We start from the raw sequence: 18,922 nt of genomic DNA, 5'->3' as shown, positions 1-18,922 counted from the left end.
AGAGTTACCAGGGGTGGGTCGCGGCAATCGGCTCGGAGGCCGTGAACAGCTCGCCCACGGCCCGGAGCTCGAAGGTCACCGCCTTCTCACCGGGCTCCGCCTTCAGACCCTGCACGTACGCGGCGTGCGCGCACGTGCCGGTGAGGAAGCGGCGGGAGCCGTCGGACAGCACCCGGTACAGGGCGTACTGGCGTGGGGCGGCGCCGGACGCGGGCTGCCAGGAGAGGCGGAACTGGCCGTCGCCGGACGCCTTGTCGACCTTCAGGCCGGAGGGCGGCGCGACCTGCTCGTCCGCGTCCCGCACGGCGAGCGCGCCGAGCCGCCACTTCACGGGGCCGGACGCGGTGAGCCGCACGGCCAGACCGTGCACGGTGCCGCTGCCGCCGAGCGAGCCGAGCCGCACGTCGGCCTCGGACCAGCCGCCCGCGTCGATCTTCCCCGCCGGCAGGAACGCGTACGCCATCGGGTCGCCGGGGCGTTCGGGCGCGCGCAGGGCCACGCCCAGCTCGACCGTCACCGGGCCGCCGGACTCGACGCGCTGGGCGAGCCGGACGACGGTCGACGTGCTCAACGGCAGCCGGACGGCGTGCAGTTCGACGGTCGTGGGCGTGTCGAGGGCACCGTCGACGAGCAGGCTGGAGCCGCCGCGCCAGGCGTCCGCGAAGTCGAGGGTGACCTGGGGGCGGGCGCCCTCGGTGCGGACCACCCAGCGGCGCCCCGGCAGCCGGTCCTGAAGGCCGAGCTGGTTCCAGGGCGCGTCCGAGCGGACCTCGCCGCCCTCGTACCACTTCAGGCCGTGGCCGGTGTTGAAGGAACAGGCGAAGGGCAGCCCGGTCACGGTCGAGCGGTCGGCGACCGCCGAGGCCGGAGCCCGCCAACTCCCGCCGGGGCGGGACGGGTCGAGGGACTCGCCGGTCCAGAAGCGGTCGTCGGCGGCGTGGAACTGCCCCGGGGTGCGTCCGTCCGGCAGGTGGTTGCGGGTCCACTCGGGCCGGTAGAAGCCGTACGACACGACCGGGGCGGCGCCCTCGGGCAGGACGGCGTCCCAGTTCACGGACGTGTTCCAGCCGTTCGACTCGACGTCGACGCCGGCCCACAGCTCGTACCGGTCGCGGTCCAGGTCCTGGGCGAGCCGCCCGGACGAGGCGAGCTTCGCGGCTGTCCAGTTGAAGTTGACGAACATGGTGTCCGAGGCGAGGAAGAAGTCCTGGTTGGACGCGTTGAGCTCGTCCTGCCAGTCGACGGAGCCGTTCTTCGTCATCGCGTCGTACCAGGTGATCCGCAGCCCGTGCGGCGCGCCCAGACGCTTCAACTCCTTCAGGAACGCCAGCATTTGCGCGCCGAGTTCGGCGTCGCCACCGCCGGTCTCCGCGTTCACGAACCAGCCGTCGAAGCCGTACGCGCGGGCCACCTGCACCATCTTCTCGGCGACCGGGAAACGCCCCTGCGCGTCCTGCTGCACCAGGTCACGGGTCCACCGCAGCTGACCGCCGTACGCGGCCGGGGGCAGGAAGACGTTGCCGAGCACCGGCACGCCGTTGCGGTGCGCGGCGTCGACGACCGGGGCGTTCGGGGCGAGCACGATGCCCTCGCCGGACGAGCCGCCCCAGAACACCAGCTCGTCGATGTACGCCCAGTGGGTGAGGGCGTAGTAGTCGGCGGTCGCCGCGCCCTGCGCCGGGTTGCCGGCCGTCGGGTGGAAGGACACCAGGGACGCGATCCGCGCCTTGTCGGCATGCGCCGAGGCGTTCACCGGCACCGGAGTGAAGCGCTCCGCCAGCGGCACCGTCGACCGGTTGAACGCCAGGTCCGCGTCGCCCTCCGGCGTCCAGTCGAGCAGCGAGCGCCACACGATGCCCTCGCCCGGCGTGCCGGACGGGAGCGAGTCGGGGAACCAGTAGGACGCGTACGGCTGCAGGTTCGCGGCGGCCTTGCGGCGCGGGGCGGCGGCCGCCGCGCCGGCGGGGGTGAGCAGCGCGGCGGCCGCGGCGGCCGAGGTCAGGACCACGGTGCGGCGGGTGGGGTGCGTCGGGGGCATGGCGGGTGAGCTCCTTCGATGCATGGTTCGAGCGGGAGTCAACAGCAGTGAGTGATACGGGAGTTCAGAGCGTGACGTCGTCCGGCGCGACCGTCGTCGTGATGCCGCGCGCGGCCAGGTGCTCCGTGTCGTCGGCGTGCGCGGCGAGGACCACGGCGGGCCGGGCGCCCTGCGCGGTCAGCGCGGCCCACGCCTCGAAGAACGCCCCGCCGGGCCCGCACACCGACCGGTCGGGCGCGGTCACCGGGTCGGTGTCCAGGATCAGCGCGGTCGTACGGGGAGCGGGCCGGTGCTCGCGGTCGCGCCACTGCTCGACGATCCCGGCGATGGCCTTGCCCGCGGGCTTCACGGCCCGGTCGTTGGTCAACAGGCCCAGGGAGTACTCGAGTTCGGGGAAGTCGGCCAGGTCGCGGGACACGTCGTGCGAGCACCACCAGGTCACGCCCCACACATGCTCGCAGTCCAGGGCGTTCGCGACGGTCGCCTCGGTGAAGTGGGCGGCGTGCTCGGCCGGGATGTGCGGCGCCGGCGCCCCGACCTCCTGCAGCCACACCGGCCGCTGCGGGTCGGTGTGCCAGGCCCTGGCGAGCTCGATCAGGTACGCCGCGTGGTGCTCGGTGGCCGTGCCGGTGCGGCCGTGCCGCTGCGCCGTGCCGTTGAACACCCAGGAGTGCACGGCCGTCGCCGCGCCGAGCCGGGCGGCCTGGGCGGGCGTGAAGGGGTGCGCGTCCTGGTACCAGGCGGCGTCGTACTCGGCGTGCAGATGCATCCGGCCCGGCGCCCCGGCCTCGCAGGCGGCGAGCATCCGCGCGAGCCAGGACTCGGCCTGCTCGTGGGTGATGCGGTCCGGGTCGGGGTGCGGGTCGTGCGAGAACTGGTTGATCTCGTTGCCGAGGGTCATGCCGAGGAAGTTCGGCCGGTCGGCGAGCGCGGCGGCGAGGGTGCGCAGGTACTCCTCCTGGCCGGACAGCACCTCCGGGTCGGTGAACAGGTTCCGGCGGTGCCAGGTCTGCGTCCAGGCGGGCAGGAAGTCGAAGCTCGACAGGTGGCCCTGCAGCCCGTCCACGTTCACGTCGAGCCCGCGCTCACCGGCCGCGTCGGCCAGCGCGACCAGCTGCTCGACGGCGCGGGGGCGGATCAGGGTGCGGTTCGGCTGGAACAGCGGCCACAGCGGGAAGACCCGTACGTGGTCGAGGCCGAGCTGCGCGATCGAGTCGAGGTCGGCCCGTACGGCGTCGAGATCGAAGTCGAGCCAGTGGTGGAACCACCCTTGCGTGGGCGTGTAGTTGACACCGAAGCGGAGCTTGCGGGGGGTGGCGTGCGACATGAGGGTCCTAGGTCGGGAGAGGTCCTGTGCGGGGCGGGGAGGCGGGTGCGGCGGGCGGCCTAGCCCTTGACCGCTCCTTCGCCGACGCCCCGGAAGAAGTACCTCTGGAGGAACGTGAACATCACGATCAGCGGGAGGACGGCGATGATCGTGCCGGCCGCGACGAGCCGCTGGTCGTCGGCGAACGTGCCGTGCAGATAGTTCAGGCCGATGGTGAGGGTGAAGTTGGACTGGTCGCTCAGCACGATCAGCGGCCACAGGAAGTCGTCCCAGGCGCCCATGAACGCGAAGATCGCGACGACGGCGAGGGTGCCCTTGACCGAGGGGATCGCGATCCGCCAGAACCGCTGCCAGGCGTTGGCGCCGTCGACGTACGCGGCCTCCTCCACCTCGTACGGCAGGTTGGCGAAGGCGTTGCGCATCAGCAGGACGTTCATGGCGCCGATGCAGCCGGGTAGGAGGACGCCGATCAGGGTGTTGTTGAGCTGCAGTTCACGCATCGTCATGAACTGGGCGATGATGATCGACTCGACCGGCACCAGCATCGCCATCACGAACACGACGAGCGCCGTCTTCCGGCCCCGGAACCGCATCCTGGCCAGGGCGTACCCGGCGAGCGCCGCGCCCACGCAGTTGGTGAGCACGTTGGCGGTGGCCACCTTCAGGGAGTTCAGGGCGAAGTCCCAGACGGGGATGATGCGGGCGACCTCGGCGTAGTTGGCGAGCGTCGGGTCGGAGGGCAGCAGCTTCGGCGGGTAGCTGTAGATGTCCTCGGTCGGGCCCTTCAGGGACGTCGACAGCTGCCACAGGAACGGGCCGATCATCAGCGCGAGCACGGCGAGCAGCAGCACGTACCGCAGCACCAACTGCCATCCCGGCATGCGCCGTCCGCTCTGCCCCTGCTTCTCGGCGAGCCGCTCCCGGCGCTTCTCCTGGCGGCGGCCGGGCCGGGACGGACTTGTCCGGCCGTCCGGCTCGTGCCGCGAAGCCGTGAGCGTACTCATGCGTCCTCCTTGCGGTTGGCGCGCAGCACCAGAAGCATCAGGCCGAGCGTGATCACGAAGACCACCACCGAGATCGCCGAGGCGTAGCCGACGCGGCCGCTGAGGCCGGTGCCGACCCGCTGGACCAGCATCACGAGCGTGGTGTCCGCGCCGCCGGGCCCGCCGGTGTCCCCGGCGAGCAGATAGACCTCGGAGAACACCTTGAACGCGGCGACCGAGGAGAGCGCCCCCACCAGGACCATCGTCGAGCGCACGGCCGGGACGGTGACGGTGAAGAAGCGGCGCACGGCCCCGGCGCCGTCCACGGCGGCCGCCTCGTGCAGCTCGCGGGGCACGTTGGTGAGCGCCGCGAGGTAAATGATCATGTAGTAGCCGAGGCCCTTCCAGACCGTGACGAGCATGGCGCTGAGCAGCAGCAGCCACTGGTCGCTGAGGAAGGGGACGGTGCCCACCCCGACGGCGCCGAGCACGGAGTTGACCAGGCCGCGGTCGTCGAGCAGCCACACCCAGATCAGGCCGACGACCACCACGGACGCGACCACGGGCGTGTAGAACGCCGAGCGGAAGAACGTGATGCCCGGCAGCTGCCGCTGCACCAGCATCGCGAGCAGCAGCGGCAGGACCACGAGCAGCGGCACGACCCCGACGACGTAGAGGACGCTGTTGCGCAGGCCGATCCAGAACATCTCGTCCTGGACCAGCTCCTGGTAGTTGGCGCCGCCCACCCACCGGCCCTCGATCAGCGTCCGCCGGTCGGTGAAGGAGTTGATCACCGTCGACACGAACGGATAGAGGCTGAAGCCGCCGACGATCAGCAGCCCGGGCGCGAGGAACAGCCAGGGGCTGGACGGCAGATGGGTGCGGATCGCGCGCCCGCGCCGCTTCGGTTCCGGGGCGGCGGGGGCCGCCGGGGGAGCGGCGCCCGGGCCGGTCGCGGTGACCGGCCCTTCGCCGCTGCCCGTGGTCATGGCAGTCATGCGGTACGTCCCTAGGTCTGTACGTGCTGCGTCCGTCCCTGCGGCCCGGCTCAGCCCGCGCTCTTCAGCAGGCGGTCGCACTCGGCGACGGCGTCGTCGAGGGCCTTCTTCGGGTCCTTCTTGCCCTGCATGGCCTTGGCGACCTCGTTGCGGAGGACCGTCTTCATCTGGTCGTTCAGCATCACCGGGGTGTAATTCACCGCGGTCTTCAGGGACTTGGCGGCAGCGACCCGCACGCGTGTCTCGTCGGTGCCGTCCTCCTTGGTGAAGAACGGGTCGTCGAGGGTGCCCTTCGTGGACGGGAAGACGGTGACCTCGTGCGCGAAGTCCATCTGGTTCTCGGCGTTGGTCACGAAGTGCGCGAACGCGACGGCGGCCGGCTTGACCTCGCTCTGCGCGTTCACCATGACGCCCTGGACGTACATGTTGTCCTTGCCGGTGTTGGTCACCGCGGGCGTGATGCCGATGTTCTTGTAGAGGCTCGGGGCCTCCTTCTTGAACTTCTCCAGGTCGAGCGCGCTGCCCGGGTTCATGGCGATGGACTGCTGCTTGAACTTGCGGCCCGTGGCCTCGGCCTCATTGGTCAGCGCCTGCGAGTCGAGCGCCCCCGCGTCGTACAACTCCTTGTATTCCTCGAGGAGTTCGACACCCTTCGGGTCGTTGAACGTGAACTTCGTGCCCTCGTCGTTCATCAGCGGAACGCCGTAGCGGCCGAAGTCCTCGATCGCGGGCGCGTTGCCGAGCGTGGCGATCCTGCCCTTGCTCTTCTTCGCGATGTCCTTGGCGGCGTCGAAGAGTTCGTCGTACGTCCTCGGGGGCTTGTCGGCGTCGAGGCCCGCCTCCTTGAAGAGCCGCTTGTTGTAGAACATCGGGCCGGTGTTCAGATACCAGGGGAAGGCGTACGTGCCCTCCATGCCCGGGATCTGGTGGCTCTTCCAGGCACCGTCCAGATACTCGCCCCGGTACTTCGCCGCCGCCTTGTCCAGGTCGAGCGCGAGGCCCGCCTTGGCGAGCGGAACGGCCAGGTCGGGGGAGACGTTGACGACGTCCGGCAGGGTGCCGCCGGCGGCGTCGGCGCTGATCTTGTCCGCGTAGTTCTCGGCGGGCTGGTCGATCCACTGGATCTTCGTGCCCGGGTGCTTCTTCTCGAAGTCGGCGATCAGGCCCTCGAAGTAGGGCTTGAAGTTGGCCTTCAGGTTCCAGGTCTGGAACTTGACCGTGCCCTCGATCTTGCCGGAAGCGCTGTCCGAGCCGCCGGATCCGCCCGAGGACCCGCAGGCCGTCAGGACGAGTGCCGAGGCCGCGGCCATCGCGGTCGCGGTGGCTGCGCGACGGGCTGCTCGACGGGATATGCGCATGGCTGGCGGCTCCTTTGCTCGGACCAGAAACATCTCTGCTGCGCGCATCGAAAGTTGTACTAATGCGGTTTAGCACTGTCAATAGTCTGGGCTGCAAGTTCCGCTGGACCTGCGGAACTTGCCGCTTGAGCAGCGGTTCCCGCCGTGATAGTGGTTGGGTGGCTAATGCGGTTTAGCTGAATGGCTCGTACAGCAATTCCGGCACCACAATTCCGGCACCACACAGACGGAGCGGACAAAATGGACAACGGCGTCTGCGTCACGGAACTCCTGAGCCCGGCGTTGTTCACCGGACCCGAGGAGGCGCCCCTCCAGGTCGTCCGCGTCCGGGTCCGCCGCACCCGCCCCGCAGGCCCGCTCGCGCTCACCGTCGACGGCCCCGGCGTGCACACCCCGCGCCCCCGCCTGCTCCGCGCCGACACGGCCGAGGCGTACGCGGGGGTGGACGCGGCGGCCGAGCTCGCTTCGGGTGGCGGCGGGCGGGTCCTTGAGGACGTGGTCGAGGTGCCCGTCGCGGTCGACGGCGGCCCCGACGGGCGGCCACCGGTCGGTGAGCGGCTGCCGGTCACGGCCCGCGTGCGCACGCCGGAGGGCCGCCAACTCTGCGCGTACGACGGTGAGTTGACGGTCGCCGAGCCCGGCTGGACCGTGCGCCTCGTGCCGCACTTCCACTACGACCCGATGTGGTGGAACACCCAGGCCGCCTACACCGCCCTGTGGGACGCCCCGCTGCGCCCCGGCGCGGCCGAACGCGGCTGGGAGTACACGGGCGTGCCCGCCTTCACGCTGGTGCCGCTGCACCTCCAGCAGGCGCACGACGACCCGGACTACCGCTTCGTCCTCTCCGAGCTCGACTACCTCAAGCCGTTCTGGGACACCCACCCCGAACACCGCGCGGAGATACGGCGGTTGATCGCCGAAGGCCGCATCGAGATCGTCGGCGGCACGTACAACGAGCCGTCCACCAACCTCACCTCCGCCGAGACCACCGTCCGCAGCGCCGTCCACGGACTCGGCTTCCACCGCGGCGTCCTGGGCGCCGCCCCGCGCACCGCCTGGCAGCTCGACGTCTTCGGCCACGACCCGGCCTTCCCCGCGCTCATGGCCGACGCCGGGCTGGACTCGGCCGTCCTCGCCCGGGGCCCGCACCACCAGTGGGGCCCGATGATGGACACCTGGGGCGAGGCCCTGCGCCCCCCGACCGCCATGCAACTGCCCGCCGAGTACGACTGGTTGGGCCCCGACGGCCGCGGACTGCTCCTGCACTACCTGCCCGCGCACTACTCCGCCGGCTGGTTCTCCCACAAGGCGCCCGACGCCGAGGCCGCCGCGGAACAGCTTCTCGCCCTGTACGAACTCCTCCGCCAGGGCGCCGCCACCCGCAACGTCCTCGTCCCGATGGGCACGGACTTCTCCTGGCCGCACCCCTACGGCCTGGCCGTCCAGCACGCCTGGAACCGCCGCTACACCTGGCCCCGCCTCGAACACGGCGGCCCCGGCGCCCACTTCGCCGCCGTCCGCGCCGAACTGGCCGCGCGCGGCGAGCGCCCCCTGCCCGTCACCCGCGAGATGGGCCCCGTCTACACCGGCAAGGACGTCACGTACGCCGATGTGAAACAGGCCCACCGCGCCGCCGAGAACCTGGTGCAGCAGGCCGAGACGTACGCCGCCCTCGCGCACGGCCTGGGCCTGACGGAGTACCCGCAGGACGCGCTCGACAAGAGCTGGCGCCACCTGCTGCACGCCGCCCACCACGACGCCGTCACCGGCACCTTCTCCGACCAGGTCTACCTGGACCTCCTCCCCACCTGGCGCGAGGCCTGCGAACTCGCCGAGGACGTACGGGAGTCGGCGCTCGGCGCGCTCACCGCCCAGGCGGACACGCGCGGCCCCGGCGCCCTGGCCGTCACGGTCTTCAACCCGCTCTCGTGGACGCGCACGGACCTTGTCCGGGTCGGCGTGGACCCCGGGACCCTGGCGGTGGACGACCCGGCGCTGCTCGTGGTGCAGGACGCGGACGGGCGTACGGCGCCGGTCCTGGTCGAGGCCGTGTCCGACGTCGGCGGGCACGCGCGCGTGGAGGGCGATTTCGGAGGGCCCGGGGAGCACGCGCGCGTGGAGCTGGTCTTCCTCGCCCGGGACGTGCCGTCGCTCGGGCACCGCACCTGGTGGCTGACCGTCGACGACGCCCGCCGGTCGGGCGGCTGGACCCCCGTGCCCGGCACGCACACCGTCTCGAACGGCACGTTCCGGATCACCGCCGACCCCGCGCGCGGCGGCGGCCTCAGCAGCGTCACCGACCTGCGCACCGGCCGCGAACTCCTCACCGCGGGCGAGGTCGACGAACTGGTCGTGCAGGACGAGTACGCCGCGCACCCGTTCTTCGAGGAGGGCCCCTGGCACCTGCTGCCGAAGGGCCCCGGAACCGGCTCGTCCGCCGCACCCGCCGAGACCTGCACCGTCGAACGCGGCCCGCTCGGCTCCCGCATCGTCGCGACCGGCCGTACGGGACCGGTCCGCTGGACCCGTACCGCGACCCTCTGGGACGGCCTCGACCGGGTCGAACTCACCACGAAGGTCGACGAGTTCACCGGCAGCGACCAACTGCTGCGGCTGCGCGTCCCGGCCGACGTGCCGGGCGCCCTGCCCGTCGCCGAGACCGCGGCCGCCGCCGTCGGCCGCGGCTTCGCCTTCACCGACACGGACACCGGCGCCGACCACACCCGCGCCCCGTGGACCCTCGACACCCCCTGCCTCAACTGGTTCGCCCTCACCTCCACGCTCACCGTCACCCTCAACCGCCCCGACGGCACACGCGCGGGGGTACGCGCGATCGGCGCGACCGAGATCGTCCTGCCGGACGGGGGGCTTCCGGGGTACGGGCTTCCGGGGTACGGACTTCCGGGGTACGGGGGTCCGGAGGGCGGGTCTCCGGGGGGCGGGCGTGCGGAGCTCGGGCTTCCGGAGCGCGGGCGGGGTGCGCGCGGCGGCGAGCCGGGGCCGGGGCCGGGGCAGTCGGGTTCGGGGTGGCACGCTGCGAGGTCCGACGAACGTGGCCCTGGGGGAGGGGAGTTCGCCGGGAGCGCGGGCCCGGCCGAGGAGGCATGGGGCGAGCGCGGCGCGTCTGCGGGCGTGCCGGGCCTCGCGGGCCTCCCGGGCCTCCCGGGCCTCGCGGAGGAGCCCGTTGCTGCCGGCGTGAGCGGTGAGGGGGTCGGACCTGCTGCTGGCGGCGTGCGCGGTGAGGGCGGTGTGCGTGGCGGCGATCCCTTGCGGGACCTCGTCACCGAGCTGGTCCGGCGCGGTGTCACCAGCACGCCGACCCGGCCGGACGGCCCGCGCTGGGGCGACCTCGCCGTGGACAGCAGCCTCCCCGACTTCCGCATCGCCGTCGGCGGCCCCGAGACCAACTCCTTCACGGCGGCGGTCCTCGCGGCGGCCGGACCGGAGTACGCCGCGGCCGTACGCGAGGGCGCGGGCCGGGTCGTGTGGGTGCCCGCCGTACGCCCCCTGCGCGAGGCCTGGACGCCCGGCTGCGACCTGACCGGCGTACGCGACCTGCCCGTCGCCGTGCTGACCGGCGACGACCCGGAGGCAGCGCTGGCCCGACTCGCGGACGAGGTGCGGGACGAGGGCGGGATGACCGCTGTTCACCCGGTATCGGGAGGAGAGGGAGACACCGGCACGGGCACGGGCACGGACGCCCGCACGGGCGAGGGTGACTTCGAGGACCGCACCGTCGGACTGCTCGTGCGCGGCACGCCCGGCTTCGCCGTCGACACCCGCGGCCGGCTGCACAGCAACCTCATGCGGTCCTGCACCGGGCGGCCCAGCGGCGAGTGGATGGACCCGCCCCGCCGCACCATGCCCGACGGCAGCTCCTTCCAGCTCCAGCACTGGACCCACGTCTTCGAGCACGCCCTGATCGCCGACGAGGGTGACTGGCGTGCGGCTCAACTCGTCCGCAGAGGCCGGGAGTTCAACCAGCCGCTGACCGCCGTGGCCGCCGCCCCCGCGCCGGGCCCCGCCCCCGCCACGCGCGCGTTGCTGACGGTCGAGCCCGCCGGGCAGGTGCACGTCGAGACGGTCAAGCGGGCCGGGCCCGACGCGCTCGCCGTCCGCCTCCGCGAGACCGAGGGCCGCGCCGTCGACGTCGCCTGGGCCACCGCCTTGCCCACGACCGGCGAGGCCCGCGCCGCCGACCTCCTCGACACCCCGACCGGCGCCTTCACCGGCCGGCTCGACGGCAACGCGTACGCGACCCTCCGCCTCGCGGTCGACGCGCTGCCGGGTGTCGCACGCCGACGGGAGGCGGTCCAGCCGCAGTTCAGCCGGTACTGGCTGCACAACACCGGCACCGCCCCGCTCGGCGACGCCCCCTGCTCGGTCACGGTGCGCCCGGGGGCAGTGGTGGCGGGGCCGGAGACGCGCGGCGGGGCGGACGACGTCACGGTCGGCGTCACGGTGATGGTCACCTCCAACTCGCCCACGGGAGCGGCCGTTTCCGTCACCCTGGAGGTGATCGCCCCGCCCGGCCTGACCGCCTCCTGGGTCCGGCACGAGGCCGAACTGCCCGCCGGGGGACACCTCTCGCTGCCCCTGCGGGTGCACGCCGCGGACGACGCGGCCCCGGGCGACCACCTCGTCCGCGTGATCGCCACGACCGGCGAAACGGCAGACGCGTACGGGGACTTGGGGGACTCGGGCGACGCCGCCCCTGTCGAGGACTGCCTCACCGTCGAGGACTGCCTCACCGTCACCGTGCCCGGCCGTCCCGGACCACCGCCCGGCATCGAGCTGCACGCGCGCGTGGAGCCCGTTTTCGTCACTGCGGGGGAGCACGCAGTCCTGCACGCGCGCGTGCGCAACACTTTGCTGAGCCCGGTGCACGGCGAGGTCCTCGCCGTGTCCCCGTACGGCAGTTGGCGCACGGTCACCCCGCGCGCCGCCGCCGTCACCGTGCCCGCGGAGGGCGAGACCGAGACCGTCTTCCGCCTGCAGCCTCCCGCCGGCACCCCGGCCGGGGTGTACTGGGTGCTCCTGAAGGCCGTCTGCCAGGGCCACATCGCGTACGGTCCCGCCGTCCCGGTGCATGTCCGCGCCCCGGCCCCGTACGACCGCCCGCAGCGACCGCAGGACGGGCCTGAACCACCGCCCGAGGACCGGCCGCGGCCACCGCACCGCCTGAACCGGACCGACGACACAGCAGCAACGCCCCGCCCGAACCGGACCGACGACACAGCAGCAACGCCCCCTACGTCCCGCACCCCGCACGAGGAGCCCACGACATGACGCCGCCGCCCGGTGAGACCGCGAGGTCCGCGAAGACCACTCCCGCGCGCCGCCCCACCATCAAGGACATCGCGCGCCGTGCGGGCGTCTCGGAGAGCGCGGTCTCGTTCGCCCTGAACGGCAGGCCGGGGGTCTCCCAGGGCACCAGGGACCGCATCCACCGTGTCGCCGAGGAGCTCGGCTGGCAGCCCAACAGCGCCGCCCGCGCCTTGTCGGGGGAGCGTGCGGGCTGCGTCGGGCTGGTCCTCGCGCGGCCCGCGCACACCCTGGGCGTGGAGTCGTTCTTCCTCCAACTCGTCTCCGGAGTGCAGGAAGTGCTCGCCTCCCGGAAGGTGGCTCTGCTGTTCCAGGTGGTCGAGGACATCGACGCGGAGTGCGAGCTGCACCGCCGCTGGTGGGCGGAGAAGCGGGTGGACGGCGTCCTCGTCGTCGACCCGCGCGCGCACGATCCGCGGCCCGCGCTGCTCGCCTCCCTCGGTCTGCCCGCCGTGGTGATCGGCGCGCCCGCCGCCGGTGAGGAGGCGGAGGCCCTGTCCACGGTGTGGGCCGACGACTCCGCCGCCATGGCTTCCGTGCTGGCCCACCTGCACGGCCTTGGCCACCGCCGCGTCGTGCATGTCGCGGGGCTGCCGGGGCTCGCGCACACGGAGCGCCGGATCAGTTCCCTGCGCACGGAGGCCGACCGGCTGGGTCTCGCCGACGCCCGCTCGGTCACCACCGACTACTCCGATGCCGAGGGCGCGGAGGCGACCCGCCGCATCCTCGACGAGCCGGAGCCGCCGACCGCGATCATCTACGACAACGACGTGATGGCCGTCGCGGGCGCGTCCGTCGCCGCCGAGCGCGGCATCTCCGTACCGTCCGAGCTGTCCATCGTCGCTTGGGACGACTCCGCTCTCTGCCGGGTCACGCATCCCCGTCTCACCGCGCTCGTCCGGGACACCTCCGGCTTCGGCCGGCTGGCCGCGCAGGAGTTGATCGACCGGCTGGACGGCGGCCCCGTCCGCAGCATCCAGGCCGAACTTCCGCACCTGGAGCCCCGCGAGAGCACCGCGCCTCCGCCCCCGGCCCGAGCCGCCGGGGAATCCCCCAACTGATCACTGCGCGGGGCGGGTTCGGACGGCAAGGGCCACCCGGGCCGTACGACCGTCGGCCCGGCCTTACGGCTTCACCGAGCGGTAGTACCGTCTCGCCCCGTCATGCAGGAAGAGCGGGTCCGTGTAGATCGCCGTCCGCAGGTCGACCAGCTGTGCCGCGTGCACCTTGGAGCCGATGTGGTCCCGGCTGTCGATCACCGTCCGGGTCAGCCGCTCCGTCAGCGCCTCGTCCGCGCGGTCCGTCGTGACCAGCAGGTTGGCGACGGCGATGGTGGGCACCGCCGCGTTCTCCTGCGTCCCCGGGTACGCGTCCGCCGGCATCACCGCGGCCCGGTAGTAGCGGGAGGCGCCGCCCTGCCGGTGCAGTTCCTCGACGAGGTCGTCGAGCCGGACGAGCCGTATGTCCGCGCGCTCCGACAGCTCTCTCACGCTGGACGTGGGCAGCCCGCCGGACCAGAAGAACGCCTCGATCTCGCCCTTCTCCAACTGCTGCGGCGCCTTGTTGATGCCGCTCGGCTCGGCCTCGATGTCCTTCTCCGGGTCGAGCCCGGCCGCCCGCAGCACCCGCTCCGCGATCAGCCGCACGCCCGAGCCCTCCTGCCCGACGGCGATCCGCTTGCCGCGCAGGTCGGCGGCCCGCTGCACGGTCGAGTCGTGCCGGACGACCAATTGCACGTAGTCGTCGTACAGGCGGGCGCAGCCGCGCAGGCGCTCCCAGCCGGGGCCGCTCTCCAGGCGGTACTTCTCCACCGCGTCGGCCGCCGCGATCGTGTAGTCCGCCCTGCCGGTCGCGACCCGGGCCACGTTCGTCTGCGAGCCCTCGCTCTGCTTCAGCTCGATGTCGAGGTCGGGCAGGTCCTTGGCCGCGGCCCGCTGCAGCAGCTGGCCGTACCGCTGGTAGACGCCCGACTCCACGCCCGTGCTGAACACGACCCGGCCGCTCGGCGAGGTCTCGCCCAGCGGCAGCAGCCACCACAGCAGCAGCCCGAGCACCACGAAGGCCGCCGCGGAGCCCTGCAGGGCGCGGCGCCTGCTGATCCGGGGGAGAGCCTGCGACATGGCCGCGATCCTGCCAGCTCACCCCCGCCCCGGACCAGAGTCGTCTGCTGACAGCAGATCCGCCCCGCGTACCGCCCGGTCGCTCGCGTACCCGGGCGCCCCGGGCGACCCCTTACCCTGGTCGGGTGAGCGGTAACGAGGCAGCAGGTGGAGCAGTGGGCGATCTGAAGACGTACGAAGTGCGGACCTACGGGTGCCAGATGAACGTCCACGACTCGGAGCGGCTCTCCGGCCTCCTCGAGGACGCCGGGTACGTGCGCGCGCCCGAGGGCACCGCCGAGGGCGAGGCCGACGTCGTCGTCTTCAACACCTGCGCCGTCCGCGAGAACGCCGACAACCGCCTCTACGGCAACCTCGGCCGGCTCGCCCCGATGAAGTCGAAGCGGCCCGGCATGCAGATCGCCGTCGGCGGCTGCCTCGCGCAGAAGGACCGCGAGACGATCGTCAAGAAGGCCCCCTGGGTCGACGTCGTCTTCGGCACGCACAACATCGGCAAGCTCCCCGTCCTCCTGGAGCGCGCCCGCGTCCAGGAGGAGGCGCAGGTCGAGATCGCCGAGTCCCTGGAGGCGTTCCCCTCCACGCTGCCGACCCGCCGCGAGAGCGCGTACGCGGCGTGGGTGTCGATCTCCGTCGGCTGCAACAACACCTGCACGTTCTGCATCGTCCCGGCCCTGCGCGGCAAGGAGAAGGACCGCAGGACCGGCGACATCCTCGCCGAGATCGAGGCCCTGGTCGCCGAGGGCGTCTCCGAGATCACCCTGCTCGGCCAGAACGTCAACGCGTACGGCTCGGACATCGGCGACCGCGAGGCGTTCAGCAAGCTGCTCCGCGCGTGCGGCCGGATCGAGGGTCTGGAGCGGGTCCGCTTCACCTCGCCGCACCCGCGCGACTTCACCGACGACGTGATCGCGGCGATGGCCGAGACGCCGAACGTGATGCCGCAGCTGCACATGCCGCTCCAGTCCGGCTCCGACCCGGTCCTGAAGGCGATGCGCCGCTCGTACCGCCAGGAGCGCTTCCTCGGCATCATCGAGAAGGTCCGCGCGGCCATGCCGGACGCGGCGATCTCCACGGACATCATCGTCGGCTTCCCCGGCGAGACCGAGGAGGACTTCGAGCAGACGATGCACGTCGTCCGCGAGGCCCGCTTCGCCAACGCGTTCACGTTCCAGTACTCCAAGCGCCCCGGCACGCCCGCCGCCGAGATGGACGACCAGATCCCCAAGGAGGTCGTGCAGAAGCGGTACGAGCGCCTCGTCGCCCTCCAGGACGAGATCTCCTGGTCGGAGAACAAGAAGCAGGTCGGCCGCACGCTCGAGCTGATGGTCGCCGAGGGCGAGGGCCGCAAGGACGACACCACGCACCGTCTCTCCGGCCGCGCCCCCGACAACCGCCTGGTGCACTTCACCAAGCCGGACACCGAGGTCCGCCCCGGCGACGTCGTCACGGTCGAGATCACCTACGCCGCCCCGCACCACCTGCTCGCGGAGGGCCCCGTCCTCGACGTCCGCCGCACGCGCGCGGGCGACGCCTGGGAGAAGCGCAACGCCGCCGAGGCCGCCAAGCCCGCGGGCGTCATGCTCGGCATCCCCACCATCGGCGCCCCCGCCCCCCAGCCGGCCCCGGCCTCCTCGGGCTGCGGCTGCGACTGACCGCGCCGCCCGACGGCGGCGGGGGACGGGGCGTACGCGGCGCACGCGGCGCACGCGGCGCACGCGGCGTACGGACAGCGCTGGCCGCCGTGACGGCACGCAGCATCGCACCCGGCTCCGCCCGGCCCGCGCGGAGCGGCTGCGCAGGCGCAGGGCCGTCGCACCCGGACCCCACAGGGGCGGGCCGTGGCGGCTACGCTGCCGATCATGCTCGTAGCCGCAGCCGTCTGCCCCTGCCCACCGCTCCTCGTGCCGGAGGTCGCCGCGGGCGCCGCCGGTGAACTGGCCGAGGCCCGCGCGGCCTGCGCCGACGCCGTCGCCGTGCTCGCCGCCGCCCGCCCGGACCGGCTGATCGTCGTCGGCACCTCCGAGGAGCCCGCGCGGGGCACGCATCCGCAGGGCGCCCCCGGCAGCTTCCGCGGCTTCGGCGTGGACCTCGACGTCCACCTCGGCCCGGCCGACCCCGAAGCCCCCGCCGACCGCGAACTGCCCGCGTCCCTCGCCGTCGCCGCCTGGCTCCTGGAACGGGCCTCCTGGTCGGCCGCGCCCGTCACCGGAATCGGCGTCGACGAGCGGCTGCCGACCGAGCGCTGCGTCGAGACCGGGCGTGAACTCGCCGCGCAGCACGCGCGCGTGGCGCTGCTCGTCATGGGCGACGCCAGCGCCTGCCGCACCCTCAAGGCCCCCGGCTACTTCGACGAACGCGCCGAGGCCTTCGACGCCGAGGCCGCCCGCGCCCTCGCCGCAGCGGACCTCGCCGCCGTCGAATCCCTCGACGCCGAACTCGCCCACCAGCTGAAGGCGGCGGGCCGCGCCCCGTGGCAGATCCTCGCGGGCGCGGCTCGGGAAACGGACCTCAAGGGCGAGCTCCTCTACGACCAAGCCCCTTATGGGGTGGGCTATTTGGTCGCCGCCTGGTCGTAGCCGGAGGCCGACGGAGCCCTGCTTCGGCAGGGTCAGGGAGCCGGTGGCGCGGGCGGAGTCGTGCCGGGGTCGTCCGGCCCCTTCGCCCCGCCCGTCGTCCCGTCGCCCTTGTCGGCGAACCGGTGCAGGCCCTCCTTCGCCTTGCCCGTACCGGACTGGATCTTGTCGCTGTACTTGCCCTTGGTCTTCTGATCGACCGTCCGCGCGACCTTGTCCAGGCCGTGGTCGATCTTGTCCCCGTGCTCCTTGGCGAGGCCCGCGGCCTTGTCCTTGGCCGGGGCGAGCTTGTCCTTGAGTTTGTTCAGGAAGCTCATGGGTCCACCTCTCAGGCCGTATCAGGTCCGTATCGGGTCCATATCGGGTTCGACCACTCCAAACGTACCCGTACCCGGGAAAAGGTGCGCCAGTCCGAGGCCTCCGCCCGCACCGCCCGTGGGCCCGGCACCCGGCCGGGTTTGGGAGACTGGGGCCGTGAGCAGCGCAGCAACCACCCCTCGCGTCATCGCCGTCGTCGGCCCCACCGCGGCCGGCAAGTCCGACCTCGGCGTCTTCCTCGCCCAACAGCTCGGCGGCGAGGTCGTCAACGCCGACTCGATGCAGCTCTACCGGGGGATGGACATCGGCACCGCCAAGCTGACCCCCGAGGAGCGCGGCGGGATCCCGCACCACCTGCTCGACATCTGGGACGTGACGGTCGCGGCGAGCGTCGCCGAGTACCAGAAGCTGGCCCGCGCGGAGATCGACCGACTCCTCGCCGCGGGCCGCTGGCCGATCCTCGTCGGCGGCTCCGGGCTCTATGTCCGGGGCGCCGTCGACCAGTTGGAGTTCCCCGGCACCGACCCGCAGATCCGTGCCGCCCTGGAGGAGGAGCTGACGCTGCGCGGCTCCGGCGCCCTGCACGCGCGCCTCGCCGCCGCCGACCCGGAGGCAGCCAAGGCGATCCTGCCGAGCAACGGCCGCCGCATCGTGCGCGCCCTGGAGGTCATCGAGATCACCGGCCGCCCCTTCACCGCCAACCTCCCCGGCCACGACTCCGTCTACGACACCGTGCAGATCGGCGTCGACGTGGCGCGGCCCGAGCTCGACGAGCGGATCGCCGCCCGCGTCGACCGGATGTGGGCGGACGGCCTCGTCGACGAGGTGCGCACCCTCGAAACCCAGGGCCTGCGCGAGGGCCGCACCGCCTCCCGTGCGCTCGGCTACCAGCAGGTGCTCGCGGCGCTCGCCGGGGAGTGCACCGAGGACGAGGCCCGCGCGGAGACCGTCCGCGCCACCAAGCGGTTCGCGCGCCGCCAGGACTCCTGGTTCCGGCGTGATCCGCGCGTGCAGTGGCTCAGTGGCGCGGCGGCGGACCGCGGGGAACTCCGGGGCAGTGCCCTGGCGTTGGTCGAACGAGCGGTTACAGCCTGATCACGTGATGGCATCGGGACGCTCCGGCGGTCATCCAGGCTCCTGGGGGCGTGCCATCATCAAGCTTCGATCGAGCCAGTGGAGCCGAGTTGGGAGGGCGCGTGGCGATGGAGGCCGGCCCTCGCAACACCGCACACGAGGAACCGGGACAGCTCAGTTCCGACGGACCTGACGACGAGGAGCGCCCCGACGGTCCCCGCACGACCCCGGACGGCGTCGTCGCGGACGGACCCGACGAGCTGGACGAGACCCCGCCCGACGGCGTGACCGGCTCCGAGGTCGAGGTCGAGCTGCGCCCCCGGCGCCGGCTGCGGATCTGGCAGCTCGCGCCCATCGTGATCCTCGCCGCCACCGGCTCCCTGATGTTCGCCTTCCCGCTCGCCTTCGAGTTCGGGGAGGGCGGCCCGGTCGTCGCGATGCTCGGGCTGCTGCTGTGCAGCTGCGCCGCGGGCTGGGGCATGATGGCCGCCCGCCGCGTCGGCCACACCTGGCCCGGCCTGCCCGTCCGCGGCTCGGGCCGCCGCCCGGACTGGCGCGTCGTCGCCCTGTACGCGGTGGTCGTCGCCGCCCTCGCGTTCCTCGCCTTCTGGCGCGTGGCCCGCCTCCGCTGACCCCGCTCACCGGCCGGCCGTACGCGATCTCCGTACGCCCGCGCCACGTGCTCTCCGTACGCCCGCGCTACGCGATCTCCGTACGCCCGCAGCCAGGCACGCCGTACGCCCCGTCGCGCAGCCCCAGGCCCCGCGGAAGCGGAATGAGCGCTACCCACAGGCCGGGCGAGGGCTTC

At 72.9% G+C, this 18,922-nt stretch carries 13 protein-coding genes; 6 read left to right on the top strand and 7 right to left on the bottom strand.

What is annotated here, in order from left to right:
• Positions 1-4 precede the first annotated feature (4 nt).
• The 5 genes from ACIDOF_RS27195 to ACIDOF_RS27175 form a co-directional block, all read right to left on the bottom strand.
• The gene (locus ACIDOF_RS27195) at positions 5-2,038 is read right to left on the bottom strand and encodes an endo-beta-N-acetylglucosaminidase (protein WP_409008739.1); all 2,034 of its coding nucleotides are present in this window, start codon (positions 2,036-2,038) and stop codon (positions 5-7) included.
• A 64-nt stretch (positions 2,039-2,102) separates the two neighbouring features.
• Entirely contained in the window at positions 2,103-3,365 is a 1,263-nt protein-coding gene (locus ACIDOF_RS27190; RefSeq protein ID WP_409008738.1) for a glycosyl hydrolase, read from the bottom strand.
• Positions 3,366-3,424: 59 nt separating this feature from the next.
• Positions 3,425-4,246 carry a carbohydrate ABC transporter permease gene (locus tag ACIDOF_RS27185; RefSeq protein ID WP_409008782.1) on the bottom strand — a complete coding sequence of 274 codons (822 nt, stop codon included), beginning with the start codon at positions 4,244-4,246 and terminating at the stop codon, positions 3,425-3,427.
• 119 nt (positions 4,247-4,365) lie between these two features.
• Complete coding sequence (locus ACIDOF_RS27180) at positions 4,366-5,346, bottom strand: carbohydrate ABC transporter permease (protein WP_409008737.1); 981 nt, start codon at positions 5,344-5,346, stop codon at positions 4,366-4,368.
• A 50-nt stretch (positions 5,347-5,396) separates the two neighbouring features.
• Positions 5,397-6,704 (bottom strand): ABC transporter substrate-binding protein, encoded by a 1,308-nt coding sequence (locus ACIDOF_RS27175; protein ID WP_409008736.1) that lies wholly within the window; start codon positions 6,702-6,704, stop codon positions 5,397-5,399.
• Positions 6,705-6,944: 240 nt separating this feature from the next.
• On the opposite strand from ACIDOF_RS27175, the gene ACIDOF_RS27170 reads away from it, so the two are divergent.
• Complete coding sequence (locus tag ACIDOF_RS27170) at positions 6,945-11,993, top strand: glycoside hydrolase family 38 C-terminal domain-containing protein (RefSeq protein ID WP_409008735.1); 5,049 nt, start codon at positions 6,945-6,947, stop codon at positions 11,991-11,993.
• Entirely contained in the window at positions 11,990-13,090 is a 1,101-nt protein-coding gene (locus tag ACIDOF_RS27165) for a LacI family DNA-binding transcriptional regulator (RefSeq protein ID WP_409008734.1), read from the top strand. Before ACIDOF_RS27170 ends, ACIDOF_RS27165 begins: the two co-directional genes overlap by 4 nt.
• A 63-nt stretch (positions 13,091-13,153) precedes the next feature.
• Here the strand turns inward: ACIDOF_RS27165 and ACIDOF_RS27160 are convergent, their stop codons facing one another.
• Complete coding sequence (locus tag ACIDOF_RS27160) at positions 13,154-14,149, bottom strand: TAXI family TRAP transporter solute-binding subunit (RefSeq protein ID WP_409008733.1); 996 nt, start codon at positions 14,147-14,149, stop codon at positions 13,154-13,156.
• A 125-nt stretch (positions 14,150-14,274) separates the two neighbouring features.
• Between ACIDOF_RS27160 and miaB the strand changes: the two genes are divergently transcribed.
• Together miaB and ACIDOF_RS27150 are read left to right on the top strand one after the other, a co-directional pair.
• Positions 14,275-15,801, top strand: a complete 1,527-nt coding sequence (gene miaB / locus ACIDOF_RS27155; RefSeq protein ID WP_409008732.1) for a tRNA (N6-isopentenyl adenosine(37)-C2)-methylthiotransferase MiaB — start codon at positions 14,275-14,277, stop codon at positions 15,799-15,801.
• Positions 15,802-16,008: 207 nt separating this feature from the next.
• Positions 16,009-16,725 carry a class III extradiol dioxygenase subunit B-like domain-containing protein gene (locus ACIDOF_RS27150; protein WP_409008731.1) on the top strand — a complete coding sequence of 239 codons (717 nt, stop codon included), beginning with the start codon at positions 16,009-16,011 and terminating at the stop codon, positions 16,723-16,725.
• A gap of 32 nt (positions 16,726-16,757) precedes the next feature.
• Here ACIDOF_RS27150 and ACIDOF_RS27145 read toward each other — a convergent pair whose 3' ends face one another.
• Positions 16,758-17,039, bottom strand: a complete 282-nt coding sequence (locus tag ACIDOF_RS27145) for an antitoxin (protein ID WP_409008730.1) — start codon at positions 17,037-17,039, stop codon at positions 16,758-16,760.
• Positions 17,040-17,196: 157 nt separating this feature from the next.
• Between ACIDOF_RS27145 and miaA the strand changes: the two genes are divergently transcribed.
• Both miaA and ACIDOF_RS27135 read left to right on the top strand, forming a co-directional pair.
• A complete protein-coding gene (miaA, locus tag ACIDOF_RS27140; protein ID WP_409008729.1) occupies positions 17,197-18,135 on the top strand; it encodes a tRNA (adenosine(37)-N6)-dimethylallyltransferase MiaA in 939 nt (312 codons plus the stop codon).
• A 101-nt stretch (positions 18,136-18,236) separates the two neighbouring features.
• Positions 18,237-18,746, top strand: a complete 510-nt coding sequence (locus tag ACIDOF_RS27135; protein ID WP_409008728.1) for a hypothetical protein — start codon at positions 18,237-18,239, stop codon at positions 18,744-18,746.
• The last annotated feature ends 176 nt before the right edge of the window (positions 18,747-18,922 follow it).

The sequence above is a fragment of the Streptomyces sp. Da 82-17 genome (assembly GCF_046098215.1).
GTDB lineage: Bacteria > Actinomycetota > Actinomycetes > Streptomycetales > Streptomycetaceae > Streptomyces.
Note: the sequence above shows the minus strand (reverse complement) of the source record. Positions and strands in the feature narration are given on the sequence as shown.